At 66.0% G+C, this 16438-nt stretch carries 19 protein-coding genes; 11 read left to right on the top strand and 8 right to left on the bottom strand.

Going from position 1 to position 16438, the window contains the following annotated elements; genetic code table 11:
* Positions 1-203: 203 nt before the first annotated feature.
* The gene (locus AC6IY7_RS05720) at positions 204-860 is read left to right on the top strand and encodes a DsbA family protein (protein ID WP_497782111.1); all 657 of its coding nucleotides are present in this window, start codon (positions 204-206) and stop codon (positions 858-860) included.
* Between the two features lie 91 nt (positions 861-951).
* Here AC6IY7_RS05720 and AC6IY7_RS05725 read toward each other — a convergent pair whose 3' ends face one another.
* The gene (locus AC6IY7_RS05725) at positions 952-1605 is read right to left on the bottom strand and encodes a response regulator (protein ID WP_497782112.1); all 654 of its coding nucleotides are present in this window, start codon (positions 1603-1605) and stop codon (positions 952-954) included.
* A complete protein-coding gene (locus AC6IY7_RS05730; RefSeq protein ID WP_497782113.1) occupies positions 1602-3008 on the bottom strand; it encodes a sensor histidine kinase in 1407 nt (468 codons plus the stop codon). Before AC6IY7_RS05730 ends, AC6IY7_RS05725 begins: the two co-directional genes overlap by 4 nt.
* A gap of 208 nt (positions 3009-3216) precedes the next feature.
* On the opposite strand from AC6IY7_RS05730, the gene AC6IY7_RS05735 reads away from it, so the two are divergent.
* Positions 3217-3729, top strand: coding sequence for a hypothetical protein (locus tag AC6IY7_RS05735; protein ID WP_497782114.1), 513 nt, complete (start codon positions 3217-3219; stop codon positions 3727-3729).
* A gap of 92 nt (positions 3730-3821) precedes the next feature.
* On the opposite strand, the gene pyrG is transcribed toward AC6IY7_RS05735, so the two are convergent.
* From pyrG to AC6IY7_RS05750, 3 genes are all read right to left on the bottom strand, one after another.
* A complete protein-coding gene (gene pyrG / locus AC6IY7_RS05740) occupies positions 3822-5450 on the bottom strand; it encodes a CTP synthase (RefSeq protein WP_497782115.1) in 1629 nt (542 codons plus the stop codon).
* 124 nt (positions 5451-5574) lie between these two features.
* Entirely contained in the window at positions 5575-6120 is a 546-nt protein-coding gene (secG, locus tag AC6IY7_RS05745) for a preprotein translocase subunit SecG (RefSeq protein ID WP_497782116.1), read from the bottom strand.
* Between the two features lie 116 nt (positions 6121-6236).
* Positions 6237-6704, bottom strand: coding sequence for a hypothetical protein (locus AC6IY7_RS05750; RefSeq protein WP_497782117.1), 468 nt, complete (start codon positions 6702-6704; stop codon positions 6237-6239).
* Between the two features lie 176 nt (positions 6705-6880).
* On the opposite strand from AC6IY7_RS05750, the gene AC6IY7_RS05755 reads away from it, so the two are divergent.
* The 3 genes from AC6IY7_RS05755 (at position 6881) to AC6IY7_RS05765 (ending at position 8592) form a co-directional block, all read left to right on the top strand.
* Entirely contained in the window at positions 6881-7006 is a 126-nt protein-coding gene (locus AC6IY7_RS05755; RefSeq protein ID WP_497782118.1) for a hypothetical protein, read from the top strand.
* A gap of 52 nt (positions 7007-7058) precedes the next feature.
* Positions 7059-8171, top strand: coding sequence for a 3-isopropylmalate dehydrogenase (leuB, locus tag AC6IY7_RS05760; protein ID WP_497782119.1), 1113 nt, complete (start codon positions 7059-7061; stop codon positions 8169-8171).
* Positions 8172-8295: 124 nt separating this feature from the next.
* Positions 8296-8592: a type II toxin-antitoxin system HicB family antitoxin gene (locus AC6IY7_RS05765; RefSeq protein WP_497782120.1), complete on the top strand. Its 297-nt coding sequence runs from the start codon at positions 8296-8298 to the stop codon at positions 8590-8592.
* On the opposite strand, the gene AC6IY7_RS05770 is transcribed toward AC6IY7_RS05765, so the two are convergent.
* Positions 8593-8790, bottom strand: a complete 198-nt coding sequence (locus tag AC6IY7_RS05770) for a type II toxin-antitoxin system HicA family toxin (protein ID WP_497782121.1) — start codon at positions 8788-8790, stop codon at positions 8593-8595.
* A 254-nt stretch (positions 8791-9044) separates the two neighbouring features.
* Here AC6IY7_RS05770 and AC6IY7_RS05775 point away from each other — a divergent pair, with 254 nt between their 5' ends.
* The gene (locus AC6IY7_RS05775) at positions 9045-9326 is read left to right on the top strand and encodes a HigA family addiction module antitoxin (RefSeq protein WP_497782122.1); all 282 of its coding nucleotides are present in this window, start codon (positions 9045-9047) and stop codon (positions 9324-9326) included.
* On the opposite strand, the gene ftsH is transcribed toward AC6IY7_RS05775, so the two are convergent.
* Together ftsH and AC6IY7_RS05785 are read right to left on the bottom strand one after the other, a co-directional pair.
* Positions 9296-11185: an ATP-dependent zinc metalloprotease FtsH gene (gene ftsH, locus AC6IY7_RS05780; RefSeq protein ID WP_497782123.1), complete on the bottom strand. Its 1890-nt coding sequence runs from the start codon at positions 11183-11185 to the stop codon at positions 9296-9298. The two genes, AC6IY7_RS05775 and ftsH, sit on opposite strands and share 31 nt — an antisense overlap.
* Positions 11186-11292: 107 nt before the next feature.
* Positions 11293-13518, bottom strand: a complete 2226-nt coding sequence (locus AC6IY7_RS05785) for a tetratricopeptide repeat protein (RefSeq protein WP_497782124.1) — start codon at positions 13516-13518, stop codon at positions 11293-11295.
* A gap of 268 nt (positions 13519-13786) precedes the next feature.
* Between AC6IY7_RS05785 and AC6IY7_RS05790 the strand changes: the two genes are divergently transcribed.
* From AC6IY7_RS05790 to AC6IY7_RS05810, 5 genes are all read left to right on the top strand, one after another.
* The gene (locus AC6IY7_RS05790; protein ID WP_497782125.1) at positions 13787-14380 is read left to right on the top strand and encodes a hypothetical protein; all 594 of its coding nucleotides are present in this window, start codon (positions 13787-13789) and stop codon (positions 14378-14380) included.
* Positions 14381-14396: 16 nt separating this feature from the next.
* Positions 14397-14870, top strand: coding sequence for a CYTH domain-containing protein (locus tag AC6IY7_RS05795; RefSeq protein ID WP_497782126.1), 474 nt, complete (start codon positions 14397-14399; stop codon positions 14868-14870).
* A gap of 58 nt (positions 14871-14928) precedes the next feature.
* Positions 14929-15180 carry a type II toxin-antitoxin system RelE family toxin gene (locus AC6IY7_RS05800; protein ID WP_497782127.1) on the top strand — a complete coding sequence of 84 codons (252 nt, stop codon included), beginning with the start codon at positions 14929-14931 and terminating at the stop codon, positions 15178-15180.
* Positions 15181-15185: 5 nt separating this feature from the next.
* A complete protein-coding gene (locus AC6IY7_RS05805; protein ID WP_497782128.1) occupies positions 15186-15575 on the top strand; it encodes a helix-turn-helix domain-containing protein in 390 nt (129 codons plus the stop codon).
* 184 nt (positions 15576-15759) lie between these two features.
* Positions 15760-16374, top strand: a complete 615-nt coding sequence (locus tag AC6IY7_RS05810; RefSeq protein ID WP_497782129.1) for a ribonuclease D — start codon at positions 15760-15762, stop codon at positions 16372-16374.
* Positions 16375-16438 lie beyond the last annotated feature (64 nt).

Consider the following 16438-nt stretch of genomic DNA (forward strand, 5'->3'; position numbering starts at 1 on the left):
CCGAAGGAGCCGTCTTAAAAGCACGGGGGCGAGCTCCAGAAGGCGGCGCAGACGGTTTCCTCGTCCTTCGAGACGCCCGCTATGCGGGCTCCTCAGGATGAGGAAACCTTCGCCCGACCGGCCTGAAACCTCTCTCTCATCCGATTCCCCGCGACGGGAAAATGCTCTATGGTCCGCCCGTTTCGCGACCCTATGGAGCGTCCATGCAAAGCCTCGACCTTCGTTTCTCCCGTCGCGCCGCGCTCGCCGCGGCGGCTTCCGCCGTCCTCGCCTTCGCCGCGCCCGCCTTCGCCCAGAAGGCGCCGAGCGGAAAAGTGCCGGTCGAGGAGCTGATGGGGCCCAATGCTCTGCCCGATATCGTCGAGGGCAAGGCCGACGCGCCCATCACCATCGTCGAATACGCCTCCATGACCTGCAGCCATTGCGCCGCCTTCCACAAGGACGTGTTTCCGACGCTGAAGAAGAACTTCATCGACACGGGCAAGGTGAAGTTCATTCTGCGCGAGTTCCCGCTCGACCCGCTGGCGACGGCGGCCTTCATGCTGGCGCGCAACGCCGGCGACAAGCGCGACGCGGTCGTCGATCTCCTGTTCGCCCAGCAGAAGAACTGGGCCTTCGTCGACAAGCCGCTCGACGGCCTCGCCAATGTGCTGAAGCAGACCGGCGTCGGACAGGAGAAGTTCGAGGCGACGCTGAAGGATCAGCAGCTCTTCGAGAATGTGAGCAAGGTGCGCGACCGCGCGGCGGAGAAATTCGGCATTAATTCGACGCCGACCTTCTTCATCAATGGCGACAGATACAGCGGCGAGATTCCCGAGGCCGACCTCGAGAAAATTCTGACCGAGAAGACGAAGTCGTAAAGCCCATCTGCGCAAGACTGCGCCGGGCGAGCCTCGAGGCTCGCGGTCCGATCCCGCCCTTGGACCGCGAGACTTCAGGCTCGCTTTCCGATCACAGCGATTTCTCGGCGCCGACGAGCCCGGCGCCGATGGCGAGCCAGACCAGATGCGCGTCGGTGCGCGCGCCGACCTTCGATTTGATCTGATAATGATAATTCTGCACCGTCTTGGCGCTGAGGTGGAGCGCCCCGGCGATCTCTTCCGTCGTGGCGCCGGACGCGACGAGGCGTAGAATTTCCGTCTCGCGCGGGCCGAGATCGTCGAGCGGCGAGCGGCCCTCGGCGAGGCGCTCCGCCGCGATCTCCCGCGCTATGTCGTCGCCGAGCGCGCGGCCGCCGCGGGCGACCGTCTCCACGGCGCGAACCAACTCCGCCGCCTCGCCGCCCTTGGTGACGAAACCGCTGGCGCCGGCCTCGAAGGCCTTCAGCGCATAGGCCGCCGCATCATGCATGGTGACGACGAGAATGCGCGCGCGCTTGTCCCATTGCCTGATGTGGCGCACCGCCTCCAGCCCGCCGGCGCCGCCGGCGAGCTGCAAATCCATCACCACGACGTCCGGCGAGAATTTGCGATAGGCCTGATAGGCCGAGGCCGCGCTGTCGGCCTCGCCGACGACGCGAAAGCCCGGCTGGCGCTCGAACAGGCGGCGATAGCCCTCGCGCACGATCGGATGATCGTCGACGAGCAGGACGCAGACGCCGCTCACGCCGCCCGCCCGAACAGGCCGAGGCCGCCGGCGTTGCAATTGGCGGGCGCCAGCGGTATGCGCGCCGCGACGCAGACGCCGCGCCCGGCGCGGCCGATCGAGAGGCTGCCGCCGAAAGCCGAGACGCGCTCGCGCATTCCGAGCAGGCCATGGCCGGCGGAAAAGTCGATGCGCGTCGGATCGCCCTCGCCGTCGTCCTCCACGGTGAGGGCGACGAAGCCGTCATTGGAGGCGAGCCGCTCCACCCGCAGAAACACCTCGCTCGGCCGCCCATGGCGCATGGCGTTGGTGAGGCACTCCTGGGCGATGCGGAAGACGCTGGTCGAGACCGCGGGCGGCACGCCGGCGAGATCGCCCATCAGATCGAGATGCACGACCGCGCGGGGCGCCGTCTGCGCGTTCCAGCCGGCGACGAGCTGCACCAGACAGGCCTCGAGGCCCAGCTCCTCGAGGTCCTGCGAGCGCAGCCGCGCCAGCGCCTCGCGCAAGGTCATCGTCATGCGCCGCGCCACCTTGCCGATCGAGCGGGCGTCGGCGGCGAGATCGGGCCGGTCCACGGCCCCCGCCTCGATCGCCGCGGCGAAGGCGGAGGTGGCAGTGAGGCATTGGCCGAATTCGTCGTGGAGATCGCGCGCCAGAGCCCGGCGCTCCTCCTCCTGCACCTCGAACAGACGTTTCGTCAGGGCGACGCGCTCGGCCGTCGTCTGCGCCAGCCGCTCGGCGAGATCATTGGCGGCGCGGGCGATGAGGCCGAACTCGCTGCTGGTGAAGGATTTGATGCGGTGGCGATAATTGCCGTTCTCGAGCCGGCGCAGCCCGTCGACAATCGTCTGCGTCGGCGCCAGCGCATGGAAAATGGCCAGCGCGGCGAGCAGGCAGACGCCGACCGCCATGGAGGCGGCGACGCCGGCGACGATGGAGATCTCGCGCCAGGCCTGACGCACGGCCGCTGCCGAATCGGCGCGCGCGACAACGGAGCCGGTCTCCGGCTGGCGCACGGTGAGCGGCCGGGAAATGGGCGCCGGCGCGCCGAACAGAAGATCGAAGGCGCGGGCGAACCATTGCGGCGCCTCGACGCCGACGCCATCCATCTGGCTGCACAGCACGCGCGGCGCCTCGGAGCCCGGCGCGACCGTGATGCAGACGCCGGGGGAGACCAGCTTCAAAGTGGCCAACGATTCCCAATTGGGAATGGGCAATATGTTGTCGCGCCGCATGCTGCCGCGCCACAGAATCTCGCGCCAGAAAAGGTTCTCGAGCTCATGCGCGACGCGCTCGGCCGAGGCCTGCGTCTCGGAGCGGATGGCGCGATTGGCGTCGTTCATCACCCAGCCGATGGTGAGCGCGAGACACAGCGCCACAATGGCGACGAGCCGCATGATGAGGCGCATGATCAATTGCATCGCGGTCTGCTCCCGGCCCGTCCCAGCACCGCCGAGTAAAGCAGGAATCGCCTGAGAGGCCAATGCGATCCGTCTCGCCTGCCGCCTTCGCCCGGCGAGATCGGGCAAAATGCCCGGCGCGGCGCAGGCCCGCGCGCCCTTTGGTCGAAAGCCGGAAGCGGGCAGGATCGCGCCTCGGCCCGATGCGGGCCCTTTCGGAGATCGGACGATGAAACCCAATGCAATCGGCGCGCGCCTGCCGTCGCGAACCGCTTTTCTTCTCGGCTTTGCGGCGCTGCTGCTGGGAATCGCGCTCGCGATCGCCTGGATCTTGGGCGTGAGCTTGTTCTTTCCCGACGGCGCGCTCGCCAGAGCGATCGCCCGGCGCGACGATCTCATCCGCGCCCATATCGACTATCTGATGATGGCGCAGTTCCTGTTTTTGTTCGCGCTGCTGTTTCGCCAATATGCGATTCGGCCGCCGCTCTGGGTGATCGCCGCGAGCTGCTTCGGCGCCTTCAACAATCCGCTCTCCTTCGCGCTGCGGGCGCTGACGCCGAAGATCGATCCGGCGACGATTGCGCCGGTCGAGCCGCATTTTCCGCTGATCGCGGCCGTGAGCTTTACTCTGACGACTGTGGGGTTTCTGGCGGCAGGCTTCCTCGCCGCGCGAGCGGCGTGGCGCGCCGGCGAAGCGGCGGCGGCGCCGACGATCGCTCGGAGCCTCGAGCGAGCGGAGTAATCCCAAGTGCGACAAAGCGAGCCTCTAAGGCTCGCGGTCCAAAGCGTTCCTTGGACCGCGAGCCTTAGAGGCTCGCTCTTGCCTACGCGAGATCACACCAGCCGGCTCTGCGCCTTCGCCGCCTCGATGAAGCTGGCGAACAGCGGATGCGGCTCGAAGGGCCGCGACTTCAGCTCCGGGTGATATTGCACGCCGATGAACCAGGGATGGTCGGGAATCTCGACCGTCTCCGGCAGCACGCCATCCGGCGAGGAGCCGGCGAAGGAGAGGCCGTGCGCCTCCAGCCGCTCGCGATAGGCGTCGTTCACCTCATAGCGATGGCGGTGGCGCTCCGAGATATCGCAGCGTCCATAGATGGAGGCGATGCGCGAGCCGGGCTTCAAATGCGCGGGATAGGCGCCGAGCCGCATGGTGCCGCCGAGGTCGCCGCTCACAGAGCGCTGCTCCAGCGCATTGCCGCGCAGCCATTCGGTCATCAGGCCGACGACGGGCTCCTCGCAGGGGCCGAATTCGGTCGAATTGGCTTTCTCTATGCCGGCGAGCGCGCGCGCCGCCTCTATGACCGCCATCTGCATGCCGAAGCAAATGCCGAAATAGGGGACCTTGCGCTCGCGGGCGAAGCGCGCCGCGAGAATCTTGCCCTCCGCGCCGCGCTGGCCGAAGCCGCCGGGCACGAGAATGCCGTGCACATGCTCGAGATGCGCCGCCGGATCGGAACTCTCGAACACTTCCGATTCGATCCAGTCGAGATGGACCTTCACGCGATTGGCGATGCCGCCATGCGCGAGCGCCTCGATGAGGCTCTTATAGGCGTCCTTCATGCCTGTATATTTGCCGACGACGGCGATCGTCACCTCGCCCTCGGGATTGTTGACGCGCTGCGTCACCGCATTCCAGCGGCTCATATCGGGCTTGGGCGCCGGGTCTATGCCGAAGGCGGCGAGCACCTGCGCGTCGAGCCCGGCCGCGTGATAGGCGCGCGGCACGTCATAGATATGGGCGGCGTCGCGCGCCTCGATCACCGCGCTCTCGCGGACATTACAGAAGAGGCCGAGCTTGCGGCGCTCCTCGCGCGGGATCTCGCGGTCGGTGCGGCAGAGCAGAATATCGGGCTGAATGCCGATCGAGCGTAGCTCCTTCACCGAATGCTGCGTCGGCTTGGTCTTCAACTCGCCGGCGCTGGGGATGAAGGGCAGCAGCGTCAGATGGATATAGATGCAGTGCTTCTCCGGCAGCTCGTTTCCGAGCTGGCGAATCGCCTCGAAGAAGGGCTGGCCCTCTATGTCGCCGACGGTGCCGCCGATCTCGATCAGCGCGAAATCGACATGGTCATTGCCCTCGAGGACGAAGTCCTTGATGGCGTTGGTGACATGGGGGATGACCTGGATCGTCGCGCCGAGATAGTCGCCGCGCCGCTCCTTGGCGATGATGTCCTGATAGATGCGCCCGGTCGTCACATTGTCGCGCCGGCAGGCAGGACGCCCGGTGAAGCGCTCATAATGGCCGAGGTCGAGATCCGTCTCGGCGCCGTCGTCGGTCACGAAGACCTCGCCGTGCTGATAGGGACTCATCGTCCCCGGATCGACGTTGAGATAGGGATCGAGCTTGCGTAGCCTCACGGTGTAGCCGCGCGCCTGAAGCAATGCTCCGAGCACCGCCGACGCCAAGCCCTTGCCGAGTGAGGAGACCACACCGCCGGTGATGAAGATGTACCGCGCCATGGGGCCTTACGCTTATCGCCTCGGGATCGATTCGGAAAAGACTTTTTTCGTCGGCCGGCGGAATTCCACCGGCGCGTTCTCTCGCGCCGAAGCTGCGGGAGGCGGCCTTTCGGCCGCCTGCGCCTTATTTCCGCTCGGCCGGAGCCGTGTCGGCGCCCGCGGGAGCTTTCCACTCCAGCGCCTTCACTTCAGGCGCCTTCACTTCGGGCTCTTTCGCGCCTTCGGCCGCCGGCGGAGTCGCGGGAGCGGCCTCGGCCGGGACGGCCGGCTGCTCGGCGGCCGGCGGCGTCGCGCCCTGGCGCTGCTGCTGGGCGCGCTGCAGCTGGTCGAAGATGCTCTCTTTCTTCTCCGCGGGGGCCGGAGCGGCGGCGCCCGGCGCCGTCGCCGGCGCGCCGGCCGGCGGCAGCTCCTTGAGCTCCAGCTTGCCGGGATCGACCCCCTCGCTGCCGCGCTCCCAGGCCGGGAGAACGGTGAGCGCGATGCTCGTCAAGAAGAAGATCGCGCCGAGAATTCCGGTGGCGCGGGTGATGGCGTTGGCCTGGCCGCGGCCCGTGAACAGGCCGCCGCCGCCGCCGATGCCGAGCGCGCCGCCCTCCGACTTCTGATAGAGAATCAGCACGACGAGAGCGACCACCACCATCAGGTGGATGACGATGATAACCTGCTGCATGAACCGCTGTCTCCCGGCGCTTCGGTCCCGCCCGCCCCGCGGCCCGCGCATTTTCTTGTCGCGGGCCTTCTACACCAATTGCGCGGGCCTAGGGAAGGGGCGGACGCGATGTCGGGTCAGTAGGAATTGCCGTCCTGGCCTTTCCAGCCGCCGGGAGCCTGATCGAAGCGCGTCTCGTCCTTGAACTCGATCGAGGCGCCGGGCTCGATATATTGGCGGCCCTTGATCTCCTGATTGGAGACGGTCGTCGAATAATATTTGCTGGCCGAGCAGCCGTCCTTGACCGCCCCGGCCTCGTCCGGCTTGCAGTCGAGATTGGCGCCCTTGGGGAATTCCGCCGTGCCGGTGAAATAGAATTCGACGGCTTTGTGGCCGGCGCCCTCGACGTCCAGCTGCCAGAAGCGCGACACCTCGAATTTGACCACCTTGACGTCCGGATCGAACTTCTTTTTCAGCCTGTTCTCGAACACCGAGCGGGCGTTGTCGGCGGTCGGATCGCAGGAGAACAGGCAGAAGGCCTCGGCGCGGCCGGCGGTGAGCGCGGTCACGAGCAAAGCGGCCGCGACGATCTTCGATTTCGACATGAAACGCGTCTCCTCTTTTTTGTCGTTTTTTATCCGTCGCGACATTCGTGCATCATGGTTGGGCGCCACGAAGCACGAGGGACGCGAAGCGGGCTCCTTATGGGGCTCCGATCACAGGCTGCACGGCCGCCGCGCTCCCGGCAAGCGCGCCGATTCGGACAGATTGTCGCATCACGATGGATTTTGCCACCTTGTTGCCTTGCGGCGGCGCGCGCCTTATTGACGGCGCGAACCCTGAGCAGGATTTCGAAAAAGTAGGAACCGGCTTTTTCGACAAAATCCTGCTTCTCGAGAGTGTCTGAGCGGGCATTCGTCGGCGAGGCCTCACAGAATCAGTCATAGAGAGAGGATTTCATGGCCGCCTACAAGCTTCTTCTGTTGCCCGGCGACGGCATCGGCCCGGAAATCATGGCCGAGGCCGAGAAGCTCATCGCCTTTCTGAGCGCGGCCGGCGTCGCCTCTTTCGAGACGGAGAAGGGCCTCGTCGGCGGCTCCGCCTATGACGCCCACGGCCAGGCGATCAGCGAATCCGACATGGCCCTCGCCAAGAGCGCCGACGCCGTGCTGCTCGCCGCCGTCGGCGGGCCGAAATGGGACGGCGTTCCTTATGACGTGCGCCCGGAGGCGGGCCTGCTGCGCCTGCGCAAGGATTTGGGCCTCTTCGCCAATCTGCGGCCCGCCATCTGCTATCCGGCGCTGGTGGACGCCTCCTCGCTCAAGCCCGATCTCGTCGACGGCCTCGACATTATGATCGTGCGCGAATTGACCGGCGGCGTCTATTTCGGCGAGCCCAAGGAGATCACCGATCTCGGCAATGGCCAGAAGCGCGGCGTCGACACGCAGGTCTATGAGACCTATGAGATCGAGCGCATCGCCCGCATCGCCTTCGAGCTCGCCCGCAAGCGCTCCAACAAGGTCACATCGTCCGAGAAGGCCAATGTGATGAAATCCGGCCTCTTGTGGCGCGAGGTGGTGACCGCCCTGCACGCCCGCGAATATGCCGACGTGCAGCTCGAGCATATGCTCGCCGATGCGCTCGGCATGCAGCTGGTGCGCCGGCCCAAGCAGTTCGACGTCATCGTCACCGACAATCTCTTCGGCGATCTTCTGTCGGACGTCGCCTCCATGCTGACCGGCTCGCTCGGCATGCTGCCCTCCGCCTCGCTCGGCGGGGAAGACGCGGCGACCGGCAAGCGCAAGGCGCTCTATGAGCCGTGCCACGGCTCCGCGCCGGACATCGCCGGCAAGGCGCTCGCCAATCCGATCGCCATGATCGGCTCTTTGGTGATGGCGCTGCGCTATTCCTTCGCGCTAATCCCGGTCGCCGATGCGATCGACAGAGCGATCGCCGATGTGCTGGCCGCCGGCCTGCGCACCGCCGATATCGCCGGGCCGAACGACAAGCCCGTCTCGACGAGCCAGATGGGCGATGCGATTCTGGCCGAGCTGAAGAAGACGCTGGGGTGAGCGATCCGAGCGCGACGGCTTCGTTCGCGGAGCCGTCGGGCGTCGGCCGCGCCGCTCGCCTCGTCCCTCATGGCAATATGAATGAAATGCGCTATGATTGCTCGTCTATGAGAATGAGCGTCGCATGAAACCCTATATCGCCATCATCCATCAGGAAGGCGACAGCGCCTATGGCGTGAGCTTTCCCGACGCGCCCGGCTGCTTCTCGGCCGCCGACGAGCTCGATGATCTGTTCGCCATGGCGACGGAGGCGTTGGAAGGCTGGACCGAGGGGATGATCGAGGAAGGCCTTCCGATCCCGCCGACCCGCGATTTGTCCGAGATAAAGGGCGACCCGGAATGGGCGGAGAGCTTCGCCGACGCCGTTCTCATCATAGCCCTGCCGCCGCCGCACGCCCGATCGACGCAGCAGGCGGCCTGATTACTCCTTTGCCCAGCCAGCCTGCTTGTAGATATTCCGCGCCGTGCCGAACGGAATATCGGACCTAGGATGCGGAACCGTCACGAGATTGCGTCGGCCGTCCTTCGCAAAGTGATGATGCGATCCATTGATGCGCACCAGCCGCCAGCCTTCACGCTCCAGGCGGCGGATGATATCGCGGCTGTTGGTGAGCATCATGACATCTCCAGTAGGTTCTGGAGCATACGACTGACCAGCCTTTGTCAATTGCGCCGCCCGAAAAAAGAACCTCCGAGCGCGATTCGTCATCGGCCGCTATATTCATTACAAAGCAATATCACTAGCTTATGCACTTTGCGCATGAAATGTTACGTTCCCTTTCGTCAATCTTCATCCTGCGCAATTGATAATGAGCCATGCACTACCGCGCGCGAATCGGATTGGGGCGAGATCGACGCAGGAGAAAACCTCAGATGATCAGAATCAAGTCCCATCCGGGCGAGATCCTCGCCGAGGAGTTCATGAAGCCCCTCGGCCTTTCCGCCCGCGCGCTCGCAGAAACGCTGGGCGTGCCGGGCAATCGGATCAGCGACATCATGCGTGGACGCCGCGACGTCTCGGCGGACACGGCCATCCGGCTCGGCCGCTATTTTGGAACCGACCCGCGCTTCTGGCTCAATCTGCAGGCGGCCCGCGATCTATCGAAGGCCGAGGCCGAGAACGATTATTCCGGCCTGCCGACGCGCGCGGCCTGACCGTCTCCGTCGACTGACGCCGACGCGTCGGCGCCCATTCGCGCCTTCACCTCATCCCTTATCGGCTCCAGCTCCTCTTCCGTGAACGTCTCCGCATCGAGCAGCCGCTTCGCCGTCTCCTCATGAATGCTCGCGCACGCCTTCAAAATCCCGGTCGCGCGCAAGAAGGCGTCGTCCACCAGTTCCCGCACGGCGCGGTCGATGCGCGCGCTCGTCTCCTCGCTCGCCTGCGAGCGCTGGCCGAGATCGCCGATGTCGAGATAGCGCGGCCGCTCGGCGATATAGGAGGCCTGCCCGACCGAGGGCTCCATGCCATAGCGCGTCGCCATCGACCGGGCCATTTCGGTGGCGCGCTGAAGATCGTCGGCGGCGCCGGTGGTCGCCTCGTGGAACACATTCATCTCCGCCGCGCGGCCGCCGAGCAGAACCGTCATGCGGTTTATCAGCTCCGTGCGCGTCATCAGATAGCGGTCCTCGGTCGGCATTTGCATCGTATAGCCGAGCGCGCCCATGCCGCGCGGAATGATCGAGACTTTCTTGATCGGGTCCATATCCGGCAGCGCCATGGCGACGATCGCATGGCCCATCTCGTGATAGGCGACGATGCGCCGCTCGCGCGGATGCAGCAGCCGATTGCGTTTCTCCGGCCCGGCGATCACACGCTCGATCGCCGAGGTGAAATCGTCCAGCGTCACCGAGGCCGCGCGCCGGCGCGTCGCCAGAGTCGCCGCCTCATTGACGAGATTGGCGAGATCGGCGCCGGTGAAGCCCGGCGTCATCGCCGCGATCTCGCTCGGGTCGACATCGGCGCCGAGCGTGATCTTCTTCAGATGCACTTTCAGTATCGCGACGCGGCCGATCTTGTCCGGCCGATCGACGGAGATCTGCCGGTCGAAGCGGCCGGCGCGCAGCAGCGCCGGATCGAGCACCTCGGGCCGATTGGTGGCGGCGAGCAGCACGACGCCGGAGGAGGGATCGAAACCGTCCAATTCGGCGAGCAATTGATTGAGCGTCTGCTCCTTCTCGTCATGGCCGCCGGAAAGGCCCGAGATGCCGCGCGCGCGGCCGAGCGCATCCAATTCGTCGATGAAGATGATGCAGGGCGCGGAAGCGCGCGCTTGCGCGAAGAGATCGCGCACCCGCGCGGCGCCGACGCCGACGAACATCTCCACGAATTCCGAGCCGGTGATGGAGAAGAAGGGCACGCCCGCCTCGCCCGCCACCGCGCGGGCGAGCAAAGTCTTGCCGGTGCCGGGCGGGCCGACGAGAAGAATGCCTTTGGGGATGCGCGCGCCGAGGCGCCCATAGGTCTTGGGGTCCTTCAGAAAGGCGACGATCTCCTGCAATTCCTCCTTGGCCTCGTCGACGCCGGCGACATCGGCGAAGCCGACCTTCACATCCGTCTCGACGAAGATTTTGGCGCGGCTCTGGCCGATCTGCATGACCGAGCCCAAGCCCTGCGTCATGCGGCGCGACAAAAAGCTCCAGACGAGGAAGAACAAAGCGATCGGCAAGACCCAGGAGAGCAGCGTCGAGACCCATGTGTTTTCGACGATTCCGGAATATTTGACCTTGGCCGCCTCGAGCTCGGCGGCGACATCGGTCGGCACGCGCACCGCGACGAGCTGCTTGCGCCCGTCCGACATGGGCTCCTTCAGCGTGGCGCGCAATATGTCGCTCCCGACCTCGACCGAGGCGATCTTGCTGTCACGCAAGAGGGCCTGGAACTCGCTATAGGGAACGACCTCGGTCTGCCGGTAGACCGTCCACATCTGCTGCAGGACGAGAACGCCGACGAGGGCCAGAAGAAAATAGGCGATATTGAAAGACCAAGCCTTGTCTTTCGTCGGCTTCTCCATGGCGGCCCTCGTCGTCGCGGGAGGTCATGCGCCGACGCTTGCGCGCCGCGGCCGTTCAAATATAGGCGCCGCCGCGAGCTTATCCAATCCGAGAAACGGCCGAGACCTCAGACCGGCCGGCTGCGCGCCGCCGCCTCCAGAAATTCCTCGAGCGCGTGAATATAATCCATGTCCTCGAAGGCTCTGTGCTTGTTCGCGGCGACGTAGCCGGCGAGCGCCGCGCGCGCGGCGCGGTCGCGCCCCAGGCGCACGGCGATCTCGACATAATGGTCCAGCGAGGCGGCGATCGTCTCCTCGCAGCCGATGCGGCGCAGAATCGCGGCCGTATGGCGCCCGCGCATGAAGTCGCCCGGCAGCGTCACAATGGGGCGGTCGGCGCCGAGCAGATCGAGCGTCGAGCGGCCGCCCGACCAGCCGGGCGTGTCGAGAATGACGTCGGAGGCGGCGGCGGCCGCGATGAACAGCTCCTGCGGCATTTGCGGCAGGATCACGCAATGATCCTCGGCGGAAAGCCCGGCCGCCGCGAAGACCCGCTGCAGCCGCGCGCGAAACACCGCCGTCACCTCCTCGCTCTTGGCGAAGGCGATGAAGAGAAATTTGCAGGGCCCCAGCATGGCGGCGATGCGCGGGAAGACGACATCGTAGCAGGGCAGATATTTGTAGAGCGCCTGTCCCGAGAAGAAGATCGGGACATTGGGCTCGGCGCCCAAGAGCGTGCGGTCGAGCGGCTGCAGGGCGAGCGTCTCCGCCGTGTAGTGCAGGCCGAGATTGGGCATCGGCGCCAGCCGCTCCGTATAGAAGCGCGCGGCGCCTTCCGGCTCCATCAGCTCGCTCGACAAGAAAAAGTCTATCGTCGGCATTCCGCTCGTCTCCGGCTGGCCCCAGGCCATGCATTGGATCGGAGCGAGGCGCTGCGCCGCCAGCCAGCCGGACACGGGGTCCATGCCGACCTCGGGATAGAGCAGCACATGCGGAGCCGCGGCGACGATGGCCTCGCGCCAGCCCTCCGGCGTCGAAGGCTCGAGCGGAAAATGCTCGCAACATTGCGCGGAGCGAATCGTGTCGGCGTCCTGCGTCTTGCCCGTATGGAAGCCGGTCACCTCGAAGCGCGCGCGATCGAGCCGCGTGATCCAGCTCTCGAGAAAGAGGCGGAACACCGTGTGGCGGCAGAAGAAGCCGCTCACTATGCCGATTCTTATGCGCTCGCCGGCCGCCGGCGGCGCGGCCAGCGGGACGGCGGGACGCGTCTGCGCCAGAACGCGGCAGGCGAATTCGCCGTAGCGCGTCTGCAATCGGCGATCGTCCTCGCCCTGATAGGGCAGGAAGAAGGGCTGCGTCGCGCCGATCGCCGGCGCCAGCGCGGCCGCGATTTCCGCATCCTGCGAAGAATCGGCGAGATTTTCGAGCGCTCGCGCGTAGCGCGCGCGGCGCAGCGCGATCTCGTCCTGCGTGTCATAGAGGATCGGCAGCTCCGCCATGCAGAGCGCGATACGCGCGCCGCCGTGCCGCGGATCGGCCGCGATCGCCGCGAGATGACGGGCGACGGCGTCATCCGTGCGTCCCCTGACATGCAGCAGGCAACCGAGATTGTAATGCGCGTCGGCGCGATTGGGCTCCAGCGCGAGCGCGCTCTCATAGCAGACGATCGCCTCGGAATGACGGCCGAGCTCCTGCAGCACGACGGCGAGATTGTTCCAATAGGCGGCGCTTCCCGGGGCGAGCCGCACCGCGATGGTGAGGCGCGCCGCGGCGTCGCTCCAGCGTCCGCGGCGCATCAGCCAACGGCCGAAATTGGCTTGCGCCTCGACCAGCCGCGGCTCCAGCTCTATGGCGCGCAAAAAGGCCGCCTCAGCCTGCGCGGCGGGCCCGATCTCGGCCAGCGCATTGGCGAGATTGTACCAGATTTCCGGCCGGTCCGGCGCGCATTCGGCGGCTGTCGCATAATGCGCCGCCGCCTCCGCGCTGCGGCCGAGCTCGGTCAGCGCGATCGCGAGATTGCAGCGCAGCTCGCCGGAGCCGGGACGCAGCGCCACTGCGGCGCGATAATCCTCCACCGCCTCGTCGAGGCGCCCGAGCGCGCGAAACGCGAGCGCGCGGCTGTTGTGATGAATCGCCTGACCGGGCGCGATCGACATCGCCTCGCCGATCAATTCGAGCCCCGTCTGCGCCGCGCCGCGCTCGACCTCGAGCAGGCCGAGCAAATGCAAGCTGTCGGCGTGCCGTGGATAGGATGCGAGAACGCCGCGATAGAGCGCAGCCGCTTCGTCGATCGCGCCCGCCTCATGGCGTGCGCGCGCCTCTCGAAAGGCGGAGTCCGGCGTAACATCGGTCATGAGCGTCGCGAATGGTCCCGCGTCGGCCGCGCCCGAATCGGGCCGGGTCGTCGACTGTGCTCTATCTCGGACCCAGATATTGCGCCAGCTTGTTCGCCGTGTTTCTGAAAGGCGAACGAATACGCATCCTCTTCGGCCGCCGCCGCGCTACATGTCATTGGCGACGGCGCGAGGCGAAGACGCTTTTCGTCGCGCCATAAGGCGCCGTCCGACGCAAGCCCCGGTAGTCATTCCGCCGGCGGCGCTCGCCGTGAGAGTGTGAGGTCCAATGGGCGCGCTCGAGCCGAATGCGACGCCGCGATGGGAATGGCGCATCTTCGGCGCCGATCTCGCGGCGCTGGAGGCCAAGCTCGGCTCGCCGACGAGCCTGCCGCGCCGCAGCGACGAAATCTATCTGCTCAACGCGCTGACGCCGCATTCGGCGAAGATTCGCGACCAGGCGCTCGAGGTCAAGCGCCTGCTGCGCGTCGACGACGGCCTCGAATTATGGGCGCCGGCCTTTTGCTCGGCTTTCCCGCTGTCGGCGGAACGCCTCGCCGCCGCCGCCGCGGCCTTGGCGCTGCCGCTGAACGGTCCGGGTCACGCCAGCTACGACGAGGCGCGCTTTCTCGAGGAGATCGTCGCGCCCTGCCCCGCCCTGCGCCCCGTGGCCGTGCGAAAGTCGCGCCTGCGCTTTTCCTTTCACGATTGCGCGGCGGAATTCGTGCGACTGCAGATCGGCGCCGCGCCGATGGAGAGCGTCGCGCTGGAGAGCGAGGACGAGCGGCGCCTCACGCAAGCGCTGCGCGCGCTCGACGCCGATCCGCGGCTCAATGTGAATTTTCCCAAAGGCGTCGAACGCGCCGCAGCTTTGGCGAGCTGATCGCGAGGAGGATGGAATGGGCGTGGAGATCGAGCGGAAGTTTCTGGTGACGCGCGAGCTGTGGCGGCCGCGCAACGATGGCGTGGCCTTTCGCCAGGGCTATCTCTCGCGCGTCGAGGATCGCGTGGTGCGGGTGCGCATCGCCGGCGGCGCCGCTTTTCTGACGATCAAGGGACGCACCTCCAACGTCACCCGCTCGGAATTCGAATATCCCATTCCGGTCGAGGATGCGGAGATCATGCTCGACCGCCTATGCGAGCGCCCGCTCATCGAGAAGACGCGCTATGAGGAGGTGTGCGGCGGCCATATTTGGACCGTCGACGTGTTCCAGGGCGAGAATGACGGGCTCATCATCGCCGAGATCGAGTTGGGGTCGGAAGAGGAGCCTTTCGACCGCCCCGGCTGGCTCGGCCGCGAAGTCTCGGGCGATCCCCGCTATTTCAACTCGGAATTGTCGAAGCGGCCGTTCGGCTATTGGGATGCGCCGTAGAGGGTCTGCGATATTATCGCTTGCCGATTTGAGCGGTTAGAGCGATATTATCGCTCTCATGAAGCTGATCATCCTCACGCACAAGGCCGCCAAGGAACTGGATGGCCTTCCCGAGGATGCGAGAACAGCCGTAACCGAAGCTCTGGCGATCTATGCGACGACTGGACTCGGCGACGTGAAGAATCTCGCGGGCCGCGACGGCTTTCGCATGCGTATCGGGCGGTATCGCGTGATTTTCGACGATGATGGAGCGACGATCCTCGCCATCCATATCGGCAAGCGTGAGATGGCGACTTACCGGAGAAATTGACGTCCATGCCGAAAATTCAAATCATCACGACGCCGGCGGGCGAGGAGTTGGTCGTCATTCCCCGCGCCGATTATGACGCCCTCGTCGCCGCCGCAGCCGAGGCGGAAGAGGATGCGGCGGACATCGCAATCTATGACGAGCGCAAGGCGGAACTCGCGGCCGGGCGCGACGAGCGCCTTCCGCCGGAGGTGAGCGCCGCTCTGCTGCGCGGCGACAGTCTCTTGAAGGCGCTGCGCAATTGGCGCGACATGACGCAGTTGCAACTCGCGCATGACGCCGATCTCGGACAAGGCTACATCAGCGATCTCGAATCCGGCCGCCGCAAGGGAACGCCGGAAACGCTCGCTCTCATCGCCGAGGCGCTGCAAGTCGATCCCGCATGGCTCACGTCCTGAGGCGGTCCGCGCCCTCCTTTCGACAAAGCCCCCGGAAATCGGCTAAAGGTCGCTGTCCCTGGAGCGTTTCCAGCCGAAGTGGCCGCCGGTTCGGCGTTGGAAACACGTCAAAACAAAAACATAGAGCCTGTTCATGTTTTCCATGAAACATGAGAAGGCTCTCGAGAAAGCGAATCACACCCCCATGACCATCCGCGTGCATTCGGGCGATCTGCCGGACGGCGCCGATCTCGGCCCCGTCGTCGCCATCGATACGGAAACGCTCGGCCTCAATCCGCATCGCGATCGGCTCTGCCTCGTCCAGCTCTCGGGCGGGAACGGCGACGCCGATCTCGTTCGCATCGCGCCCGGGCAGACGCAGGCCCCCAATCTCACGCGCCTGCTCGCCGATCCGAAAGTGCTGAAGCTGTTCCATTTCGCGCGTTTCGACATCGCCGTCATGGCCAAGACCTTCGGCGTGATGGCGGAGCCCGTCTATTGCACCAAGATCGCCTCCAAGCTCATCCGCACCTATACCGACCGCCACGGGCTCAAGGATCTCGTGCGCGAATTGCTCGCCGTGGAAATCTCCAAGCAGCAGCAATCCTCAGACTGGGGCGCGGCGACGCTCTCGGACGCGCAGCTCGCCTATGCGGCCTCGGACGTGCTCTATCTCCACGCGCTGCGCGAGAAGCTCGACGTCATGCTCGCCCGCGAGGGTCGCGCCGATCTCGCCGCCCGCTGCTTCGACTTTCTGCCGACGCGCGCCCGCCTCGATCTCGCGGGCTGGCCGGAGACCGATATTTTCTCGCATGAATGACGGCTCGAATTCGTGACGCCTCGAATTCGCCATGCGGCCGGCGTTGTCTCGCGGGCGTTCTCGC

Source organism: Methylosinus sp. is20ea, from assembly GCF_059718135.1.

Excerpts from the sequence above, each read along its gene's own strand:
- AC6IY7_RS05785 (WP_497782124.1), bottom strand. The coding sequence starts at position 13,518 with ATGACCGATGTTACGCCGGACTCCGCCTTTCGAGAGGCGCGCGCACGC.
- AC6IY7_RS05720 (WP_497782111.1), top strand. The coding sequence starts at position 204 with ATGCAAAGCCTCGACCTTCGTTTCTCCCGTCGCGCCGCGCTCGCCGCG.
- pyrG (WP_497782115.1), bottom strand. The coding sequence starts at position 5,450 with ATGGCGCGGTACATCTTCATCACCGGCGGTGTGGTCTCCTCACTCGGC.
- AC6IY7_RS05730 (WP_497782113.1), bottom strand. The coding sequence starts at position 3,008 with ATGCAATTGATCATGCGCCTCATCATGCGGCTCGTCGCCATTGTGGCG.
- leuB (WP_497782119.1), top strand. The coding sequence starts at position 7,059 with ATGGCCGCCTACAAGCTTCTTCTGTTGCCCGGCGACGGCATCGGCCCG.
- AC6IY7_RS05750 (WP_497782117.1), bottom strand. The coding sequence starts at position 6,704 with ATGTCGAAATCGAAGATCGTCGCGGCCGCTTTGCTCGTGACCGCGCTC.
- AC6IY7_RS05735 (WP_497782114.1), top strand. The coding sequence starts at position 3,217 with ATGAAACCCAATGCAATCGGCGCGCGCCTGCCGTCGCGAACCGCTTTT.
- AC6IY7_RS05755 (WP_497782118.1), top strand. The coding sequence starts at position 6,881 with ATGGATTTTGCCACCTTGTTGCCTTGCGGCGGCGCGCGCCTTATTGAC.
- AC6IY7_RS05795 (WP_497782126.1), top strand. The coding sequence starts at position 14,397 with ATGGGCGTGGAGATCGAGCGGAAGTTTCTGGTGACGCGCGAGCTGTGG.
- AC6IY7_RS05770 (WP_497782121.1), bottom strand. The coding sequence starts at position 8,790 with ATGATGCTCACCAACAGCCGCGATATCATCCGCCGCCTGGAGCGTGAA.
- AC6IY7_RS05765 (WP_497782120.1), top strand. The coding sequence starts at position 8,296 with ATGAAACCCTATATCGCCATCATCCATCAGGAAGGCGACAGCGCCTAT.
- AC6IY7_RS05775 (WP_497782122.1), top strand. The coding sequence starts at position 9,045 with ATGATCAGAATCAAGTCCCATCCGGGCGAGATCCTCGCCGAGGAGTTC.
- ftsH (WP_497782123.1), bottom strand. The coding sequence starts at position 11,185 with ATGGAGAAGCCGACGAAAGACAAGGCTTGGTCTTTCAATATCGCCTAT.
- AC6IY7_RS05810 (WP_497782129.1), top strand. The coding sequence starts at position 15,760 with ATGACCATCCGCGTGCATTCGGGCGATCTGCCGGACGGCGCCGATCTC.
- secG (WP_497782116.1), bottom strand. The coding sequence starts at position 6,120 with ATGCAGCAGGTTATCATCGTCATCCACCTGATGGTGGTGGTCGCTCTC.
- AC6IY7_RS05805 (WP_497782128.1), top strand. The coding sequence starts at position 15,186 with ATGCCGAAAATTCAAATCATCACGACGCCGGCGGGCGAGGAGTTGGTC.
- AC6IY7_RS05800 (WP_497782127.1), top strand. The coding sequence starts at position 14,929 with ATGAAGCTGATCATCCTCACGCACAAGGCCGCCAAGGAACTGGATGGC.
- AC6IY7_RS05790 (WP_497782125.1), top strand. The coding sequence starts at position 13,787 with ATGGGCGCGCTCGAGCCGAATGCGACGCCGCGATGGGAATGGCGCATC.